Here is a 21783-nt window from a genome sequence, read left to right on the forward strand (position 1 = left end):
CAATGAATTTGAAAAAAAATACTGAATTAGTTTTTCAGCAAATAGCTGATGCTAGTCAAGAAGCCAACCGTGCTCTAGATGCTGTTTCAGTAATCGCAGTGACAAAGTATGTAGATGTACAAACAGCGGAAGCCTTGCTTCCGCTTGGTGTCCGTCATATAGGTGAAAATCGAGTTGATAAATTTTTAGAAAAATATCAGGCCTTGAAAGATTACCCAGTTACTTGGCATTTAATAGGAACACTACAGAGACGGAAAGTGAAAGAAGTAATCCCATTTGTGGATTACTTTCATGCTTTAGACTCCCTAAAGTTAGCCCAGGAAATTCAAAAGAGAACAGATCATGTTATCAAGTGTTTCTTGCAGGTCAATATTTCTGGGGAAGAAAGCAAGCATGGATTTTCAAAAGAAGAATTGCTAGAACTTTTGCCAGAATTGGCTAAGTTAGATCAGATTGAGTATGTTGGTTTAATGACCATGGCTCCTTTTGAGGCAGACAGTGATGAATTGAAAGAAATTTTCAAGGATACGCAGGCTCTGCAAGCAGAAATTAGAGAAAAACAAATCCCTAATATGCCGATGACGGAGCTAAGCATGGGAATGAGTCGTGATTTTAAAGAAGCGATTCAGTTCGGCTCAACCTTTGTTCGAATCGGTACAGCATTTTTTAAATAGGAGAGAGCTATGTCTTTAAAAGATAGATTCGATAAATTTATAGATTATTTTACAGAAGACGGAGAAGAAACGACTAACTACCAGACTCAACAAGAGGAAACAGTTAGCCCAGCCATCTCATCTTCTAAAGAATTACCAGCACCTGCTCAGTCAGGATCAGCAAAAGATGCAAATATTACTCGTCTTCATGCGCGTCAGCAAGAATTGGCAATGCAAAGCCATCGTTCAGATGAGAAAGTGACAATTGACGTTCGCTATCCAAGAAAATATGAAGATGCAACTGAAATTGTAGATTTGTTGGCTGGAAATGAAAGTATTTTGATTGATTTCCAATACATGACAGAAGTACAAGCCCGTCGTTGCCTTGATTACTTGGACGGAGCCCGTCATGTCTTGGCTGGAAATATGAAAAAAGTTGCGAGTACGATGTATCTATTGACTCCTGTCAACGTTATCGTGAATATTGAAGATATCAAACTTCCAGATGAATCACAAAGCGCTGAGTTTGGTTTTGATATTAAACGAAATAGAGCAAGATAATGATTTTCTTAATTCGTTTAATCCAAAATGCGGTTAGCATTTACTCGATCATTCTCGTTGCATTTGCTCTTCTTTCATGGTTTCCAAATGCCTATGAAAGCCAGCTAGGTCGCTTAGTTATCAGACTTGCTCGCCCAGTTATTGAGCCTCTTCGTAAGCTCAATCTACAATTTGCTGGTCTTGATTTTACGGTTTGGGCGGCGCTGATTTTGATTCAGTTTGTTGGAAATATCTTAACACGACTAGTCCTATTACTATGACAGTAAATCGAGCCATTTATCAGCATTTTTCCCAAGATGATATTCCTTTTATTGATAAGGGATTAGAGTGGATCAAGCGGGTAGAAGATACATATGCACCGGTGCTTACTCCATTTATCAATCCCCATCAGGAACAGATCTTGAGGGTGTTAGCTGGGACATATGGACTGGGTTGCCAAAGTAGTGGTGATTTTCTTTCGACAGAGTCGGTTCGAGTTCTTCTCTATCCAGATTACTTTGAACCAGAGATATCAGACTTTGAAATGGCCTTGTTGGAAATCTGCTATCCGAGTAAGTTTGAACAACTGAGTCATGGAAAAATATTGGGAACAATCATCAACCAGCTAGGAATTGACCGTAAATTATTTGGTGATATCTTGGTAGATGAAAAGAGAGCACAGATTTTTGTCAATCGTGATTTCATTCCTCTTTTTCAGGATGGAATAAGAAAGATTGGCAGACTTCCTGTATCGCTGGAGGAACGTCCTTTTACCGATAGGATTTTGTCTAAAATTGATTATAGAGAACGAGAAATTTTAGTTTCGAGTTTTCGATTGGATGCCCTCTTATCAAGTGCCTTGAAATTATCTAGAAACCAAGCTAGTCAACTGATAGAGAAAAAATCTGTCCAGGTAAACTATCATGTGGTTGAAAAAAGTGATTACCAGGTTACAGTTGGAGATTTGATCAGTGTGAGAAAGTTTGGTCGTTTGAAAGTTGTCAAAGACAATGGTCAGACCAAAAAGGATAAGAAAAAACTAACAGTCCGGCTACTTTTAAGCAAGTGAGAAGAAATATGTCGATTACACCACAAGAAATAAGTGATAAAGCTTTCTCAAGAACATTCAGAGGCTACAATCAGGAAGAAGTTGACCTCTTTCTTGATAAGATTTACTTTGAATTAGAGGAGATGATTCGATACAAAGATGAAACTGAACTCTATATCAAAAAACTAGAAGAACGTCTTTCCTATTATACGAATGATATTCCTAAGAGAACAGTAACAAGCGAGCAAGAACCAGAAGCAATTAATGATTCTATTTTTTATTAAGTAAGTGAGGAAAAGTATGCCAATTACATCGTTAGAAATTAAAGATAAAACCTTTGGCACAAGATTTAGAGGTTTTGACCCAGAAGAAGTAGACGAGTTTCTTGATATCGTTGTTCGTGATTATGAAGACTTGGTTCGTAGTAATCACGATAAAGAGACACACATCAAAAGTTTGGAAGAACGTTTGTCTTACTTTGATGAGATGAAGGATTCCTTGAGTCAGTCAGTTTTGATTGCTCAAGATACAGCTGAGCGTGTCAAACAAGCTGCTCAAGAACGTTCAAACAATATTATTCAACAAGCTGAACAAGATGCTCAGCGTTTGCTTGAAGAAGCGAAATACAAGGCAAATGAAATTCTCCGTCAGGCTACAGATAATGCGAAGAGAGTGGCTGTTGAGACAGAAGAGTTGAAGAACAAGAGCCGTGTATTCCATCAACGCCTCAAGTCTACGATTGAAAGTCAGTTAGCAATTGTTGAATCATCTGATTGGGAAGATATTCTTCGCCCAACAGCTACTTACCTTCAGACAAGTGATGAAGCCTTTAAAGAAGTGGTTGGTGAAGTTCTTGGTGAATCCGTATCTTTACAACCAGAGGAAGAACCAATTGATATGACTCGTCAATTCACACCAGAAGAGGTTGCTGAATTACAAGCTCGTATCGAGGCTGGTAACAAAGAATTAGCTGAGTTTGAAGCTCAACAAAATCAACAGACAGAAGAAAGTGACCAGCATGAAGAGTCAGTTGAAGTAGAAGCTACTGCGGCAACTGAGAACGATGCAAATAAAGAATCTGTTCTTATCCTATAAAAAATGTGAGAACAAGATCCAACCAACTATATTTTCAGCGAGCGGGAGATGGTGAGAGTCCTGCAATCCCTAGTGGTTAGATTATCCTCTCAAGCAATCCAGTCTGAAAGCAGTAAGACTGGACGTCCCCCACGTTACGGGAAAAGAGGAAAAGAGACGCTGTCTTTTTTCGAACAAAGGTGGTACCACGATTTTCGTCCTTTTTGCGAATCGTGGTTTTTATTTTGTCATTTTAAATTAAAGGAGTAACAATGAAACTTAAAGAAACCCTCAATCTAGGGAAAACAGACTTTCCTATGCGTGCTGGTCTTCCAACCAAAGAACCAGTTTGGCAAAAAGAATGGGAAGAAGCAAAACTTTACCAACGTCGTCAAGAATTGAACCAAGGGAAACCACATTTCACCTTGCATGATGGACCTCCGTATGCAAACGGAAATATCCACGTTGGACATTCCATGAACAAGATTTCTAAAGATATTATTGTTCGTTCTAAGTCTATGTCAGGATTTTACGCCCCTTATATTCCAGGTTGGGATACACATGGATTGCCAATCGAGCAAGTCTTGGCAAAACAGGGCGTTAAACGCAAAGAAATGGACTTGGTTGAGTACTTGAAACTTTGCCGCGAGTACGCTCTTTCTCAAGTAGATAAACAACGTGAAGACTTTAAACGATTGGGTGTTTCTGGTGACTGGGAAAATCCTTATGTGACTTTGACTCCGGACTATGAAGCGGCTCAGATCCGTGTCTTCGGAGAAATGGCTAAGAAAGGCTACATCTACCGTGGTGCCAAGCCAGTTTACTGGTCATGGTCATCTGAGTCAGCCCTTGCAGAAGCAGAAATTGAATACCATGACTTGCTTTCAACTTCCCTTTACTATGCTAACCGCGTCAAAGACGGAAAAGGTGTCCTAGATACAGACACTTACATCGTAGTTTGGACAACTACTCCATTTACTATCACAGCTTCTCGTGGTTTGACAGTTGGAGCTGATATTGACTACGTAGTCGTTCAACCAGCTGGTGAATCTCGTAAGTTTGTAGTTGCTTCAGAATTGTTGAATAGTCTGTCTGAGAAATTCGGCTGGGCTGATGTTCAAGTCTTGGCGACCTACCGTGGTCAAGAATTGAATCACATCGTAACAGTCCACCCATGGGATACGGCTGTAGATGAGTTGGTAATCCTTGGTGACCACGTTACGACTGACTCTGGTACTGGTATTGTCCATACAGCCCCTGGTTTTGGTGAGGACGACTACAATGTCGGTGTTGCCAACGGCCTTGAAGTTGCTGTAACAGTTAACGAACGCGGTATTATGATGGAAAATGCTGGTCCTGAATTTGCGGGTCAGTTCTATGACAAGGTTGTGCCGACTGTTATCGAAAAACTGGGTGATTTGCTCCTTGCTCAAGAAGAAATTTCTCACTCATACCCATTTGACTGGCGTACGAAAAAACCGATCATCTGGCGTGCTGTTCCACAGTGGTTTGCTTCTGTATCTAAATTCCGCCAAGAAATCTTGGATGAAATTGAAAAAGTGAAGTTCCACTCAGAATGGGGGAAAGTTCGTCTCTACAATATGATTCGTGACCGTGGCGACTGGGTTATCTCTCGTCAACGTGCTTGGGGAGTTCCCCTTCCTATCTTCTATGCTGAAGACGGAACGCCAATCATGACAGCTGAAACGATTGAGCACGTGGCTCAACTCTTTGAGGAACACGGTTCTATCATCTGGTGGGAACGTGATGCTAAGGACCTCTTGCCAGAAGGATTTACTCATCCAGGTTCACCAAATGGCGAGTTCAAGAAAGAAACAGATATCATGGACGTATGGTTTGACTCAGGTTCATCATGGAATGGAGTAGTGGTCAACCGTCCAGAACTCAAATACCCAGCAGATCTTTACCTTGAAGGTTCTGACCAGTACCGTGGTTGGTTCAACTCATCACTTATCACATCTGTTGCTAATCATGGCGTTGCTCCTTACAAACAAATCTTGTCACAAGGATTTGCCCTTGATGGTAAAGGTGAGAAGATGTCTAAATCTCTTGGAAATACCATTGCTCCAAGTGATGTTGAAAAACAATTTGGTGCGGAAATCTTGCGTCTCTGGGTAACAAGTGTGGACTCAAGCAATGACGTGCGTATCTCTATGGATATCTTGAGCCAAGTCTCTGAAACTTACCGTAAGATCCGTAACACTCTTCGTTTCTTGATTGCCAACACATCTGACTTTAATCCAGCTCAAGACGCAGTAGCTTACGATGAGCTTCGTTCTGTTGACAAGTACATGACCATTCGCTTTAACCAGCTTGTGAAGACCATTCGTGATGCCTATGCCAACTTTGAATTCTTGACAATTTACAAGGCCTTGGTGAACTTTATCAACGTTGATTTGTCAGCCTTCTACCTTGACTTTGCCAAAGACGTTGTTTACATCGAGGGTGCCAAATCATTGGAACGCCGTCAAATGCAGACTGTCTTCTATGACATTCTTGTGAAAATCACCAAACTCTTGACACCAATCCTTCCTCACACAGCAGAGGAAATCTGGTCCTATCTTGAGTTTGAAGCTGAAGAATTCGTTCAATTGTCAGAATTGCCAGAGGCTCAAACTTTTGCCAACCAAGAAGAAATCTTGGATACATGGGCAGCTTTCATGGAATTCCGTGGACAGGCTCAAAAAGCCTTGGAAGAAGCTCGTAATGCAAAAGTTATCGGTAAATCACTTGAGGCTCACTTGACAGTTTACCCAAATGAAGTGGTGAAAACTCTTCTTGGAGCGGTGGATAGCAATGTGGCTCAACTCTTGATCGTGTCAGAATTGACCATCGCTGAAGGTACAGCTCCAGAAGGTGCAGTTAGCTTCGAAGATGTCGCCTTCACAGTTGAACGCGCTACAGGTGAAGTATGTGACCGTTGCCGTCGTATCGATCCAACTACTGCAGAACGTAGCTACCATGCAGTCATCTGTGACCACTGTGCAAGCATCGTAGAAGAAAACTTTGCGGATGCAGTTGCAGAAGGATTTGAAGCGAAATAATCAGATTAGAAATATGTCTTCTCATAGTTTAAGATGAGAGGAAAGGTAAAAGAGAGAAAGTCATTTCTCTCTTTTTTTTTGCTGGTAAAAGCTTAGGACAAAGATATAGAAATTCAACATTTTTAGGGAGAGTTTTAAGTTGATTTTTTGAGATTTTTTAAAAAGAGGAGTCGTTTTTCGGTAATTTTAAAAAGCATGTGTTGCTTCTAAAAATCGCGACAAATAATTTGAATAATCAAGTGAAATCAGGTAGAATAGAAAGGATTGAATAATATATTGAAAAGGAAATCTTTAGAATGACACATCAGTTTTATGGAGAAAAACGACAGCGCTTTTCTTTCCGGAAGTTGTCCGTTGGGCTCGTTTCGGCGACTATTGGAAGCTTCTTTTTGAGTGGCCAAATAGCTGGGGACTTGACCTATGTGAAGGCAGCAGAAATTCAAAGTCAGCAGTCTGCTCAGGTCAAATACCACTACGTAGTGGAGTCTGAATTGACGGAGGCAGAGAAGAGTGCCTTGATCAGGGAGATTCCAAAGCATGTTGAGGATGCTTCAGAGACCTATTACTTAGTTTATCGTCCGACTACTCAAGGGGATTCATCTGGAGTATTCCCTAAGACAGGTCATTCCGGTCTTTGGGAATCAACTTTTACAGCGATGGGTCTTGCATTACTAGTGCTTGTAGTTGTTAGAGGCAGGAACGGGAAGAGGTATTTATCTTCTATCTTGTTGGTAACTGGAATGGGATCCATACTGCTATCTCCAACAGTCTTAGCAGTGACGAATATCGAACTTGCGGCATATAATCAAAGTCTTAACTTGGGTCTTGGAGATGCACTTCCAGCGCCATTGAAAATTGACGGTTACGACTATATCGGTTATCTAAAGAATGAAGAACAAAATGATAGTCATTTAGCTCATTCTGCTCTGAAGGAAAATCCGACACTTGACTGGGAGAAAGAGAAGGGAAGTGAACTTAAACCGAGTGAAACAAATCTTGATATGAAAGAGATTGTTTCAGATAAGGGGGATGCTTTAACTGAGGAAGAAAGAGAAGCTATAGCTGCCAAGGAGAGAGAGTCTGCTCGTCTAAGCACCGTTTATGACTTGCCAGAACTAAAAATTAGCGAGCAGGAGTCAGTTCAAGAACTTCCTTATCAGACAAAATACCAGTATTCTGATGAATTGGCTCAAGGCCAATCAAAAGTTATACAATCAGGTGTTCGAGGTCAACGTACAGTAGTGACTCGTCATTTTCGTAAGGATCAAGAAATCGTGAAAAGCGAAATGATTTCTGATCAAGTGACGCTTGAACCTGTTTCTGAAATTATTTTAGTTGGAACAGCTCCAACTAACTCGATACCCAAAGAAACTCCAGTTCATGAAGTTCCAGAATTGGAAGAATATGGCACAACTCCTGAGACAGCGCCAGTTCACAAAGTTCCAGAACTGACGGAATACGGTACAACTCCTGAAACAGCGCCTGTTCATGAAGCACCAGAATTGACAGAATACGGAACTAGTCCTGATACGTCTCCGGTTCGTGAGACTCCAGAACTGACAGAATATGGCACAAGTCCTGAAACATCTCCAGTTCACGAAGTTCCAGAATTGACAGAATATGGCACCAGTCCCGAGACATCACCAGTTCAAGAGATTCCAGAACTGACGGAATATGGCACAACTCCAGAAACAGCGCCTGTTCAAGAGAACTCTGAGTTGGAATTGACTACAAATGATGAGGTTAGAATAGAAAAGATTGATTTTTCTATTGACGAGCAATATACAGATGAGATTCCAGAAGGAAGTCGTCAAATCACAACTCCGGGAGTCCAAGGTAAACGAACCATCAAGACTCGTGTCTACAGTTCTAACGGTCAAGAGGTTGACCGCCAAGAGTTGTCCAACGAGGAAACACTAGCTCCCGTAACACAAATCGTCAAGGTCGGCACGGCTAAGCCAAACATGGTACCGAACGATCCACCGAAAGCAGACGCACTGCCAGAGTATCCGTTGACTTATACCGACGAAACGCGCGTAGAGAAAATAGCCTTCAATATCGAGGAGCAATATACGGATGAGCTAGTTCAAGATGCTCGTCAAATCGCCACTCCAGGAGTCCAAGGTGAACGGACTATCAAGACCCGTGTCTACAGTTCCAACGGTCAGGAAATCGATCGCCAAGAGTTGTCTAATGAGGAAACTCTAGCTCCCGTAACGCAAGTGGTCAAAGTTGGAACGGCTAAGCCAACTATGGTACCGAATGAAGCTCCGAAAGCAGACGCTCTTCCAGAGTATCCGTTGACATATACGGATGAAACCCTCGTAGAGAAAATAGCCTTTAACATCGAGGAGCAATATACGGATGAGCTTGTTCGAGATGCTCGTCAAATCACAACTCCGGGTGTTGAGGGTGAGCGCACGATTAAGACTCGTGTCTACAGTTCTAACGGTCAGGAAATCGACCGTCAAGAACTTTCGAATGAAGAAACCTTGGCTCCCGTAACGCAAATTGTCAAAGTCGGCACGGCTAAGCCAACTATGGTACCGAATGAAGCTCCGAAAGCAGACGCTCTTCCAGAGTATCCGTTGACATATACGGATGAAACCCGCATTGAGAAGATTGCGTTCAATATCGAGGAGCAATATACCGATGAATTGGTTCGTGATGCCCGCCAAATCACAACTCCAGGAGTTCAAGGTGAGCGTACGATTAAGACCCGAATCTACAGTTCCAACGGTCAAGTTGTTGACCGTCAAGAACTTTCGAATGAAGAAACCTTGTCTCCAGTAACACAAATCGTCAAAGTCGGAACTGCTAAACCAACCATGGTACCGAACGAAGCACCGAAAGCAGATGCTCTGCCAGAATATCCACTGACTTATACCGATGAAACTCGCGTTGAGAAAATAGCCTTCAACATTGAGGAGCAATATACCGATGAATTGGTTCGAGATGCTCGTCAAATCACAACTCCGGGTGTTGAGGGTGAGCGGACCATTAAGACTCGTGTCTACAGTTCTAACGATCAAGTTGTTGACCGTCAAGAATTGTCTAATGAAGAAACCTTGGCTCCTGTAACGCAAATTGTCAAAGTCGGCACAACTAAGCCAAACATGGTACCAAGCGATGCGCCAAAAGCAGTCGCTTTGCCAGAGTATCCACTCACTTATACCGACGAAACTCGGGTTGAGAAAATTAATTTCACAATTCGTGAAGAAGAAACGGATGATCTTGTTCGAGATGCCCGCCAAATCACAACTCCGGGAGTCCAAGGTGAACGAACTATCAAGACTCGCATTTACAGTTCTAACGGTCAGGAAATCGACCGTCAAGAACTTTCGAATGAAGAAACCTTGGCTCCTGTAACACAAATTGTCAAAGTCGGCACAGCTAAGCCAAACATGGTACCAAGCGATGCGCCAAAAGCAGACGCTTTGCCAGAGTATCCGCTGACTTATACTGACGAAACGCGCGTTGAAAAAATCAACTTTAGCATTCGTGAAGAAGAAACGGATGAGCTTGTTCAAGATGCTCGTCAAATCACAACCCCGGGTGTTCAAGGCGAACGCATCATTAAGACTCGCGTCTACAGTTCTAACGGTCAGGAAATCGACCGCCAAGAGTTGTCTAATGAAGAAACTTTGGCTCCTGTAACACAAATTGTCAAAGTCGGCACAGCTAAGCCAAACATGGTACCAAGCGATGCGCCAAAAGCAGACGCTTTGCCAGAGTATCCACTCACTTATACTGACGAAACTCGGGTTGAGAAAATTAACTTTAGCATTCGTGAAGAAGAAACCGATGAGCTTGTTCGAGATGCTCGTCAAATCACAACACCAGGTGTTGAGGGTGAGCGCACGATTAAGACTCGTGTCTACAGTTCTAACAGTCAAGAGGTTGACCGCCAAGAATTATCCAATGAGGAAACTCTAGCTCCTGTAACGCAAGTAGTCAAAGTCGGAACTGCTAAACCAAGCATGGTACCAAATGATGCACCGAAAGCAGATGCTTTAGAGGAGTTCGATTTAATTTCACTGCATAATCTCTTGGCAGAAGCGGATCAGATTAAAGCTCAGGCCCGTTATTTCAACGATAGTCAGAGTCATCAAGCTAACTATGATGCTGCTTTGACGGCTGGTCAAGCGATTCTGAGCCAATCCCAAGTCAGCCAAGCAGAAGTCAACCAACTGGTGGAACAAATCAATCAAGCCAAGGCTCAATTAAGTGGTCTTGAAGTAGTTAAAACAGCTCTTCAGACTGAGTACGATTTAAATCCAAGAGTTAAAACTTCGGTTAAATATAAGAATGCGGATTCAGAAAAGCAGACAGCTTATACTGACGAATTGACCAAGGCAGACAAAGTTTTGAACAATCAGACTGCTACACAAGTACAGGTCAACCAAGTTCTTGCTAGCCTGACAGCAGCCAAAGAATCTCTAAATGGAGTGCCTAAAGTCAAGCCGACTGTTTCCATTCTAAGTCTGACTGAGAATGCTGATGATAAGTCGGTGACGGTCCAATATAGATTGGAAGACCAGACCCAGTCCTTCCGTTCAGCGACTGCAGAATTGTACCAGGGAGACCAGCTGATTCGCACTCTTCCAATTACCAACTTTGCTGGCAGCTTAAAAATTGGCGACCTAGACTACTACACAGGCTACACTCTAAAAACCAAGTTGACTTATGAACTGGATAATGGCAGCTTTACTGAGTTTGAAACAGACAGTCGTAACTTTGAGTTAGAATACAAGAAGATTGCCTTCCGTGATATTGATTCCGTTGAGTTTTATCATAAAGAAAACGACCAATACAAGCGCTTTGTGTCGATGAGCTCTATGCCTACGGATCTGTCTACTTACTTCGTCAAGATCAAATCAAGCGAATCCAAGGAAATTCTTCTACCAGTTCACAGCATTTCTGAAGCAGAGAAAGATGGCAAGGCAGTCTATAAGGTTAATGTAACCCTTCCTGAGCTCGTCCAAGAAAGTGAAGCGGGCTACAAGTCTGGGCACGACTTCTACATCAGTAAGGCAGTCCCTAGTCAGCAAAATGTCTACACCAGCTTTGCTGGATTAGTAGACGCTATGAAGCGAAATATGGCAGGAAACTATGTGTTGGGTGCTGATTTGGATGCGAGTGAGGTCAACCTAGCTCCTGCGGATTATGTCTATCTCAAAGGGAACTTCACAGGTAGTCTGACAGGTAGTCAAAATGGCAAGCAATACGCTATCTACAATCTAGCCAAGCCTTTATTTGAAAACCTGAAGAGTGGGTCTGCCATTTCAAATATTGACTTTAAAGATGTGAATATCGTGGGTACCTATGACTCGGCTGCGCTGGCACGCAATGCGGAGAATGCGCGAATCACAGATGTTTCTGTTCAGGGGAGAGTATCGGTAGTAGGCAACGCCTCTAACGTAGCAGGTCTTGTAGTTAATGGAACCAATACGAAAATTACAAATAGTTCCTTTGCGGGGACTATCCTATCTAACAGTCAACACATCAAAGCTTATAACGTAGGTGGTTTGGTTGCAAACCTTAAAGGAGGAGAATCTCTTCTTAGCCAAAGTAAAGCAGACGTAACGATTATTAGTGGTGCTCGATCAAATGAACAACGTATCGGTGGTTTGGTTGGACGTCTAGAAAACAACGCTCGAATTACCAAATCGTATGTGACAGGAAAATTATATAATTCAACCACTAACGGTCAAATCGGTGGAGTGGTCGGCTCGAACTACTTTAATGGTTTAGTTGATAATGTTATCAGTAATGTTAGCGGTACAAATGTTTACAGTATTTCTGGGGATCAGGGCTACAAAAACGACCGCATTACGCAAGCATATAAAGTTGCTAAAAGTGAAACCTTGAAGAACGATCAGTTTGTTACTTCTACAATTACTCAAGAAGAAATGGAAGAAAAACTGACTGCTATGGACATCACGACTAGCCTAGATGACACGAATCTAAATATGAGTTTTGTCGACTATGGTGAAGTAAACAATGCTCAATTTGACCGCGGATATTCTTACGCAAATATGGAGAAACTGCTTCCTTTCTACAATAAAGAAACCATTGTTTCGTTTGCGAACAAGATTCCGAAAGAGCATAAGTTGAACAAAGAGTACCTACTGGATGTTGTTCCGATGAAGGGTGACCAGATTATCACTGATATCCATAGCAATAAAACAGCAATCAATCGTTTGATGCTTCACTACATGGACAATACCATTGACTATCTAGAAATATCTTATCAGGGAGATTTCGTAAATCGAGGCATTGCTGAGTATAGTATCAAGGGGTTAGACCTTCTTTATACTCCAGAAGCCTTCGTATCAGATTATACAAGTATTCTAAATCAAGTGTTGCCAGAGCTGAACAAAGTCGTTCTTGATTCGCCAGCTATGCGAACAGCTCTCGGAGTAGCCGCAGATACTTCTTTGAATGAACTATACTTAGACACCGCATTTACGCAGGTGAAAAGTAAGCTATCAGGTGAGCTTCGCAAAGTGCTGGCTATGGATAAGGCTATCAATACTGAAGGTGAAGTAGTTAAGGATTATCTTGTTAAGAAGATTCTTGCTGATAAAGAAGCTTTCCTATTGGGTTTGACTTACCTTAACCGTTGGTACAATATCAACTATGACAACTTTAATGTTAAGGACTTGTCGGCTTACAAGATGGATTTCTATGGTAAGAATGACGTTTCGGTTCTTGATACAATCATTGCTTTAGGGAAATCAGGACTTGAGAATCTCAAGGCTAAGAACAACTATACAGCGTATGATAATTCGCTCTCTGAAGCAACTGGCAAGCGAGGACTCTTCAATTACCTTGAAGGCTACCGTCAGCTCTTCCTGCCATACAAGACCAATAATGAATGGCTCAAGACCAATACAAAAGCCTACATCGTTGAGGCTAAATCCGATGTAGCAGAAGCGAGACAGCTTCAGGACGCAGCCGAGGGCAAGAGCAAGTACTCTGTCGGTGTTTATGACAAGATTACAGCAGATAATTGGGAACACAAGGGCATGCTCCTGCCACTCTTGACCATGACGGAGAAAGGTGTCTATGCTATCTCTAATATGTCTACCCTCTCTATGGGAGCTTATGATCGCTACCGCCTGGATGCCAATAACAGAGTGCGCACAGACGTAGAACTAGTTGAATATGTCGAAGACAGAGTGAGAAAAACAGCTGAATACCAGCGCGACCACTATGATTTCTGGTATAAGATTCTCAGTCCAGAAAGCAAGGACAAGCTCTTCCGTTCGGTTCTGGTGTATGATGGATTCTCATTGGTTGACAAGAATGGTCAAAGATACTGGGCTCCAGCTAATGACAAAAAATCACAGGCTATGCAGGAATTCTTTGGACCAGCTGGCAAGTGGTATCCAAGCAAGGGATATAATGCCTATGCTACGGGTAGTGTAACTCACTTTGATGCTGCTAAATTGTTGGAAGACTATGGAAACTCTGTCTACACCCATGAAATGACCCATAACTCTGACGGTGCAATTTACTTTGAAGGTTATGGTCGTCGTGAGGGACTAGGTGCGGAACTCTATGCTCGCGGACTCTTGCAATCTTCGCCGAGCGCAGATGAACCAACTATTACGCTCAATACTCTCTTCAAGGTGGACAAGGATTCGAAGACACGTATGCATACCTATAATTTCAAGGAACGTGTTCAAAATGAAGCAGACCTGCAACACTATGTCCATGGTATGTTTGACATGATCTACACCTTGGACTATCTAGAAGGTACTTCTATGTTGAAGCAGAGTGATGCTGCCAAGTTACAGTGGTTCAGGAAGATGGAGAATTACTATATTACAGATAAGTATGGTAAGGAGACCCACGCAGGTAACCAGACGCGAAGCTTCACAGCTGAGGAAATCAAGCAGCTGAATACCTTTGACTCCCTGATTGAAAATGATGTGATCACTCGTCGGGAGAATAAGGAAAGTGGGAAATATGGTCGAAATGGCTACCTCAGTCTCAGCCTCTTCTCACCAATTTACTCAGCCTTGAGCAATCCAAATGGAGCACCAGGTGACGTTATGTTCCGTCGCACAGCCTATGAATTACTGGCAGCCAAGGGCTATCATGACGGATTTGTCCCTTATGTTTCTGGTCAGTACTCTCAGGAAGCTTTCGATGAAGGGAAGAAAACGTGGGACGGATGGTCTGGAAGAGATGTTGGTCTAGTGACGGATCAGAAAGTCTTGGAAAATGTATTCAAAGGCGAATATGATTCCTGGGTAGCCTTCAAGAAAGCTATGTACCAAGAGCGGATTGATCAGCTGACCAAGCTGAAGCCAATTACCATTGAGTACGAGCTTAAAAATCCAAACAGTACCAAGAAAGTAACCATTCGTTCTTATGCAGAGATGCAGCAGTTGATGGACGCAGCCGTGGCAGAGGATGTACGCAACATTACCAATGCTACTAGCCGTGTCGAAGCTAGCTGGGTCAACCTGCTCAAGAAGAAGATTTACAATGCTTATCTTCGTGAGACAGACGACTTCAGACAGTCTATTTTCAAGAAATAAGGAAACGATTTTGTTTGATTAAAATTTGAAAAATTCCTAGGTTTAAGGCTACCTAGGAATTTTTTCTTTGGTTTCTCCATGATCTTGTTTGTGCATTCTAGATCTGATAAGATAAGGATTTTGAAAGCGCAAATGAACTGAAAAGATTAGCAGTTTTTTGTGGCTATTATTTATAGCAAATAAATTGAATAATCTAGTAAATTTCGGTAGAATAGAGGGGATTCAAATCATGATGAAGGAAAGATTAGAAATGAAAAGAAGTTATTTAGGAGAAAAGCACCAGCGTTTTTCATTGAGAAAAGTTTCGGTTGGTCTAGTTTCTGCTCTGGTAGGGGTTTTCTACCTTTTTAGTGGAGGAGGTTCTCTTGCAAATGTAGCAGCTAGTGAACAGACACCATCCGTCACAAAACAGATCCACTATAAGTACGTGACAGAAAGTGAGCTCACGGACCAAGAGAAGCAATTGGTAGTCAAAGAATTGCCACAGTTTGCTGAGGAAACAGATGATACTTACTATTTGATTTATCGTCCGACGAGACAGTTACCTGCAACTGGTCACAGCCAACTCATTAGCTCAATTGCAGCGGGGGCAGGTATTGTACTACTGGTCGTAGCGATTAAACTGGGCAGAGATGATCGCAAAAAGCTAGCTTCTTTCATGCTCTTGACCAGTCTAGGAAGTCAGCTGATCGCGCCAACTTCCTTGGCTTTGACAAATCAAATGCTGGCAGACTATAATCAGGAATTGACTGTACAGGTCGGGGAAACATTGCAATCCCCACTTACGATTGAAGGCTACCAATATGTAGGGTATTTGAAATCTCAAAAAGAAGTAAACTCTCCACTTGATGGCAAGAAAGAGTTGAATCATTCGGCTCCTATTGATACTCCAGTTCAAACTTCAAACGGAAGTCAAGCGCAGGAAGAGTATCGTGCTCAGAAACCAAGTGAAGCTCCTGTCTTTGAACAACCAGAGTTAAAGGTTGAGAGTAAAGATACGAGTCGTACAGAGATCATTCCTTTCCAAGTAGAGGAAGTAGAAGCAGCTGATTTGCCACAAGGTCAAACTGAGGTGATTCAGGCAGGGAAAAATGGTAGTCGTACCATTGTGACCCGCAGCTACATTTTAAATGGTCAGGTGATCCATACAGAGGAGGTTTCCAATCAGGTAACGACTGAGCCTACTTCTGAGATTAGAAAAGTCGGAAGCAAGGTCCTTTCTCCTACAAAACCAAGCCCAGAGGAGTCCGTTAGTGAAAAACCAACAGATGCTCCTGTAAATGAAGTTCCAAGCTTAAAAGTTGAAGAAAAAGATGTTACCACGACGGTAGCAGAACCCTACACTCGAGAACGAGTAGAGAGTGATAGCTTGCCAGTTGGCCAGACCAAGATAACCCAAGCTGGTCAAGATGGAGTGCGTACAATCGTCACCCGTCAGTACATGGTAGATGGAAAAGTAGAGAGAAGCCAGGAAATCTCTAACGAAGTGACAACTCCTGCAGTATCAGAAATCGTAACAGTTGGAACAGGTCCTGTTAGCGAGAAACCAACAGACGCTCCAATAAATGAAGTTCCAAGCTTAAACGTTGAAGAAAAGGACGTTACTACGACGGTAGCAGAACCCTACACTCGAGAACGAGTAGAGAGTGATAGCTTGCCAGTTGGCCAGACCAAGATAACCCAAGCTGGTCAAGATGGAGTGCGTACAATCGTCACCCGTCAGTACATGGTAGATGGAAAAGTAGAGAGAAGCCAGGAAATCTCTAACGAAGTGACAACTCCTGCAGTATCAGAAATCGTAACAGTTGGAACAGGTCCTGTTAGCGAGAAACCAACAGACGCTCCAATAAATGAAGTTCCAAGCTTAAACGTTGAAGAAAAGGACGTTACCACAACAGTGGCCGAACCCTATCCAACTAAGGAAGTGGAAAGTGCAGACCTGCCTTTGGGACAAAGGGAAGTTAGCCAAGCTGGTCAAGATGGCGTGCGTACGATTGTGACTCGTCAGTATTTAGTAGATGGAAAAGTCGAAAATACAGAGGAAATCTCTAACACTATCACAAAAGAAGCAGTTCCTCAGATTATCAAAGTCGGTACAAAACCAATTTCTACAAATGCGGATCACGCTCCTGTGGAACCAGAAAAAGGAACCCTCGACCTCGAACCCTTGCACCAATTAGTGGAAGAGGCCGATAGCATCCAGAAAACGCATCAGTATTTCAATGATACCACTGCAGATCAAGAGTCTTATAAACAGGCAGTCGCAAATGCCCAAGCTCTCTTTGAGGCATCTCATGCCAGTCAAGAACAGGTTGATTCCTTGAAAAATGCCCTTGAAACTGCTAAGAATAATCTAGACGGTCAACCTGTTGATAAGAAAACTCTTGGTGTTGAATTTGACATGAAGGATGTGACTCAGTCTACAGTTGCTTACCAGTATGCTGATGAACAAGCCAAACTCCGCTATCGTCGTGCTCTAGATCAGGCCAAGCTCGTTTTGGACAATCCTTTCGCCAATCAAGCCTTGGTCGATCAAGTTCGGACGGATCTCGAGGCAGCTCGTCAAGCTCTGGATGGAGTCAAGAGAAAACCAACCCTCTCTCTAGTCCGTGTCGAGAAGGGAGAAGACAAACGCCAAGTTTCTCTTAGCTATCACTTGACGGATGCTACAGCTAGCTATCAATCAGCCAAAGTGCAGCTATACAAGGGTGAAACGTTAATTAAGGAAGTCGACCTTGTGGACCTCGCTCAAAAATTGACACTTGGTGACTTGGACTACTATACTCCTTATACCCTCAAAACTGTCATGAAATATGACCTGGGTCAAGGGGAACAAACTAGTATAGAGGATCAACGCCCAGTTCAGCTAGATTATAAGAAGGTTGAAATCAAAGACATCGATCGCATCGAGCTGTACGGTAAAGATGGCAGTCACTACCGACGTTACCTATCTCTGTCGGAAGTGCCGTCTGATTTGGACAACTACTATGTCCGCATTCAGTCAGACAAGTTCAAGGACATGCTCTTACCTGTTTCTAAGATTACAGACAAGGGCAATGCCTACTCCGTAACAGTATCAGCCAATCAACTCGTCGAGGGAGAAGGGGACCGTTATCGTCCAGATTACTCTTTTGAACTGCCGAAAACGCCTCTTAGTCAAGAAGGAGTCTATACGTCCTTCAAAACGCTCATAGAGGCTATGAAGTCAAACCCGACTGGAAACTTCAAACTAGGAGCGAATGTTTCAGCAGATGAGATTCAGTTGGAACAGTCTGCGACAAGCTATGTACCAGAAGAATTTTCAGGTAGCCTAACTAGCCGAGTGGATGGAAAAGATTATACCATCTACAACTTGGAAAAACCACTCTTTGCAACCTTGAAAAATGCCACCATCCAGCAACTGACCTTGAAATCGGCTGCAGTTACAGGCAAGGATTCTATAGGGTCCTTGGCTAGCAATGCTCAAAATGCAACGATTACGGATGTTTCTGTAAGTGGTAGTCTATCTGGGAACAAGCATATCGGTGGACTCGTAGGAGTTGCCCAAAACACAAAACTAACCAATGTTGCCTTTAAAGGGTCCATCACCAGCACCCAAGATGGGGGGCAGGAGTACAATATTGGTGGCCTGGTCGGTAATTTCCATGGCAACCAATCACTGGCGCAGAAGAGTCAGGCGGATGTATCTATCCAAGTAACGGGTCGAAATGGAGACCAGCGTGTTGGAGGATTGATCGGTCGTTTGCAGAATGGAGCTAGATTAGAAACTTCTTATGTGTCTGGTTCTATCCAAAATTCAGGCCATTCTGGCCAAGTCGGTGGAGCGATCGGGTCTACTTGGAACAATGGACAGGTCCGAAATGTCTTGACAGGTGTCAAAGTTCAAAATGGGCATGCCATGACAGGAGATCCTTATCCTGAGGCTTCTGTTCGGGACTCTTATGTTCTTGAAGGAACTACAGCAAATCGAAAAGATGAACGTTTTGTCCGTTCTATTTCAGAGGCCGATGCGCAAGCCAAACGTCAGTCCTTTGGAATCACTTCAAACTTGACGGACCAGGAGCCATTGCAGCAAGCTTACCAGCATCAGACAGACTATAGTCGAGTGAGGGGAGCTCAGGAGTCCAGAAAGCAAGCCTATGAAAATGTAGAAAAACTATTACCATTCTACAACAAAGACTTCATCGTTCATACAGCCAACCAATTAGCTGAAGATGATAAACTCAACAAAGTAGCCCTGTTAGATGTGGTTCCGATGAAAGATGGGACACTGATAACGGATGTCAACAGCCATAAGGGTGAAATCAATAGACTGATGCTGCATTATGCAGATAAGACCATTGCTTATCTTGATCTGACCTACAAGGGTGATTTTGCCAATGGCCAGATTGCTGAATATAGCATCGCTGATAAGAATTTACTCTATACACCAGAAGCCTTCCTATCTGACTACCAATCCATTAAAGAGAGTGTCTTGGATGAACTCAAAGCTGTGACCTATGACTCAGCTACTGTTCGTAAGGTCCTTGGAATTGGTGAAACAGCTTCCTTGGATGATCTTTATCTGGAAAAAGCCTTTGAACAAACCAAGGCTGAACTAGGTCAGGAACTCCTCAAGGTGCTTTCAGTTGACAAGTCGATCAACACCCTAGGCCCTGCTGTAGCGGATGCGATTAGCCAAAAGATTCTGAAGAACAAAGAGGCCTTTATGCTTGGTCTGACCTATCTCAATCGTTGGTACAATGTCAACTATGGAACTTTCAACACCAAGGACCTTAATGCCTATAAGTTTGATTTCTTCGGCAATCAAGCAGCTTCGACACTTGATACCATCATTGCTCTCGGTAACTCTGGAATGGGCAATCTTCGAGCACAAAATAACTTCAATACTTACCGACAATCTCTAGCCAAGGAAAAAGGCAAAGGGGATCTCTTTGCTTACCTAGAAAGTCTGCGTGAACTCTTCTTGCCACACAAAACCAATAGTGAATGGTTTAAGGAAAATACCAAGGCTTATATCGTAGAGGCTCGTTCAAGCCTGTCAGAAATTCAGGCTAAGCAGGACAATGCAGATCGTAAGAGTAAGTATACAATCAAGGTCTACGACAGACTGACTCAGGGAGATTGGGGCTTCAAGCAAATGGTCCTCCAACTTCTGACCTTACCTGAAAGAGATGTCTTTATCATCAGCAATATGTCGACCATTGCCTTTGGTAGCTTTGGAAGCTACAGGAAAGAAGGTGGCAGAGTTCTCTCAGGCGAGGAACTCCATCGACATGTTGAAAAACTTGTGGATCAATCAGCTGAATGGCAACGAAACCACTATGATATGTGGTACAACATTCTAAGTCCAAACAGGAAAGACACTCTATTCAGACGGGTGATCGTTACAGATGGTTTCTTTGTTTACAATGATAAAGGCCATCAATATTGGGCTCCGCGTAATGATAAGACCTCTGTTGCTATGTACAATTTCTTTGGTCCTGCTGGGAAGTATCACGGAGACAATGGACTAGGGGCCTTTGCTAATGGTTATGAAGTCTTCTACGTCTATGACCAGATGCTGGGAGCTTCTGGAACCATGGTCTATACCCATGAAATGACCCACAACTCGGATGGTTCTATCTATTTTGAAGGACATGGTCGTCGTGAGGGTGAAGGACCTGAGAGCTTTGCTACAGGAATGTTAGAGTCTGTAACCAATGTTAGCGAAAAAGGTCTCGTTCTCAATAGTTTCTATCAAGGAGATAAAGATTCGACCTCTCGTTACCATACCTATGATCCTGTTGCTCGATTCTCCTCAGCAGATGCTTTGCGGGAATACATGCATGGAGTCTTTGATGTGCTAAACCTTCTGGATTATGTAGAAGGGGATATTGTTACTGGTGTCCTAACTGATCAACAGAAAATGAAATGGTACCGTAAGGCTGAAAATTATAAATTTGAGAATACGTCTTATGGTAAGAAAGCCCATGCTGATGATCGCATTGTTCCAATAACAGCTGAAGAAGCAGCCAAACTAAAATCTGTCGATGCTCTGGTTGATCATAATATCATTGGACGTCGGGACGGTTGGGATACCGCTAGCTTTGGACGAAATGGCTACTACATCGTCAATATGTTTGCTTCCTTCTATGCAGCTCTGGACAATCCAACTGGTGCACCTGGTGGACTTATGTTCCGTCGTAGAGCCTATGAATTGCTCGGAGACAAGGGCTACCAACAAGGATTTGTCCCATATGTATCTGGCCAATACTCCGGCCAAGCGCTTAAAGAAGGTAATAAGACCTACTCAATCTGGAACAGAGGAGATGTCGGTGTAATTGGAGATGATCTAATCCTTAGAAACCTCTACGGTAGTCAGTATGAATCATGGAAGGATTTGAAGAAAGCTATGTTGAATGAGCGATACAACAAGGCTCAAAACTTCCTTCGCCCTATCACCATCGAGTTTGAAGCAGGAAAACTAGATAGCAAACGACAAATTACGATTTCTTCTTATGAGGAATTACAAGATTATATGTACTTAGCAGTACTAGCGGATGCCTCAGCTAAGAACATTGATCGTGCCTTATCAGACAGCTCTAAGAGCAGTGTCGCCCAACTCAAGTATCGTATTTTCAATGCTTATCTACGTGCCACAGACGACTTCAGACAGTCTATCTTTGAAAGATAGACACGAAAAAGGAAGATCCAAGTGATCTTCTTTTTTTAGGGAAACGTCTTGCTCAGTACAAAAAACGAATGAACCTACAAATAAATTGATACATGACAGAATTCTTACTCTAAATGTCTGGAGAGAAATTTGAAATCATTCACCATCTAGTATCCTCATTTTGAAATTTCTT

At 42.7% G+C, this 21783-nt stretch carries 9 protein-coding genes; all 9 read left to right on the forward strand.

Features of this window, described 5'->3' with window-relative positions; all coding sequences use genetic code 11:
- Window positions 1-2: 2 nt before the first annotated feature.
- The 9 genes from FD735_RS02690 to FD735_RS02730 all read left to right on the forward strand — a co-directional run bounded on the left by FD735_RS02690 (window position 3) and on the right by FD735_RS02730 (window position 21611).
- A complete protein-coding gene (locus tag FD735_RS02690; RefSeq protein ID WP_049505659.1) occupies window positions 3-674 on the forward strand; it encodes a YggS family pyridoxal phosphate-dependent enzyme in 672 nt (223 codons plus the stop codon).
- A gap of 9 nt (window positions 675-683) precedes the next feature.
- Complete coding sequence (locus tag FD735_RS02695) at window positions 684-1214, forward strand: cell division protein SepF (protein ID WP_000053366.1); 531 nt, start codon at window positions 684-686, stop codon at window positions 1212-1214.
- On the forward strand, window positions 1214-1474 hold the full coding sequence (locus tag FD735_RS02700) for a YggT family protein (RefSeq protein ID WP_000576500.1): 261 nt from the start codon (window positions 1214-1216) through the stop codon (window positions 1472-1474). The genes FD735_RS02695 and FD735_RS02700 overlap by 1 nt, the downstream gene beginning before the upstream one ends.
- The gene (locus FD735_RS02705; RefSeq protein WP_125422164.1) at window positions 1471-2262 is read left to right on the forward strand and encodes an RNA-binding protein; all 792 of its coding nucleotides are present in this window, start codon (window positions 1471-1473) and stop codon (window positions 2260-2262) included. The genes FD735_RS02700 and FD735_RS02705 overlap by 4 nt, the downstream gene beginning before the upstream one ends.
- 8 nt (window positions 2263-2270) lie before the next feature.
- Entirely contained in the window at window positions 2271-2525 is a 255-nt protein-coding gene (locus FD735_RS02710; protein WP_000028988.1) for a DivIVA domain-containing protein, read from the forward strand.
- 16 nt (window positions 2526-2541) lie between these two features.
- Window positions 2542-3336, forward strand: coding sequence for a DivIVA domain-containing protein (locus FD735_RS02715; RefSeq protein ID WP_001123189.1), 795 nt, complete (start codon window positions 2542-2544; stop codon window positions 3334-3336).
- A 251-nt stretch (window positions 3337-3587) separates the two neighbouring features.
- On the forward strand, window positions 3588-6380 hold the full coding sequence (gene ileS, locus FD735_RS02720) for an isoleucine--tRNA ligase (RefSeq protein WP_139658401.1): 2793 nt from the start codon (window positions 3588-3590) through the stop codon (window positions 6378-6380).
- A gap of 296 nt (window positions 6381-6676) precedes the next feature.
- Entirely contained in the window at window positions 6677-14935 is an 8259-nt protein-coding gene (locus FD735_RS02725) for a ZmpA/ZmpB/ZmpC family metallo-endopeptidase (RefSeq protein WP_139658402.1), read from the forward strand.
- 250 nt (window positions 14936-15185) lie between these two features.
- A complete protein-coding gene (locus FD735_RS02730; protein ID WP_255296291.1) occupies window positions 15186-21611 on the forward strand; it encodes a ZmpA/ZmpB/ZmpC family metallo-endopeptidase in 6426 nt (2141 codons plus the stop codon).
- The last annotated feature ends 172 nt before the right edge of the window (window positions 21612-21783 follow it).

This window comes from Streptococcus sp. 1643 (assembly GCF_006228325.1).
GTDB lineage: Bacteria > Bacillota > Bacilli > Lactobacillales > Streptococcaceae > Streptococcus.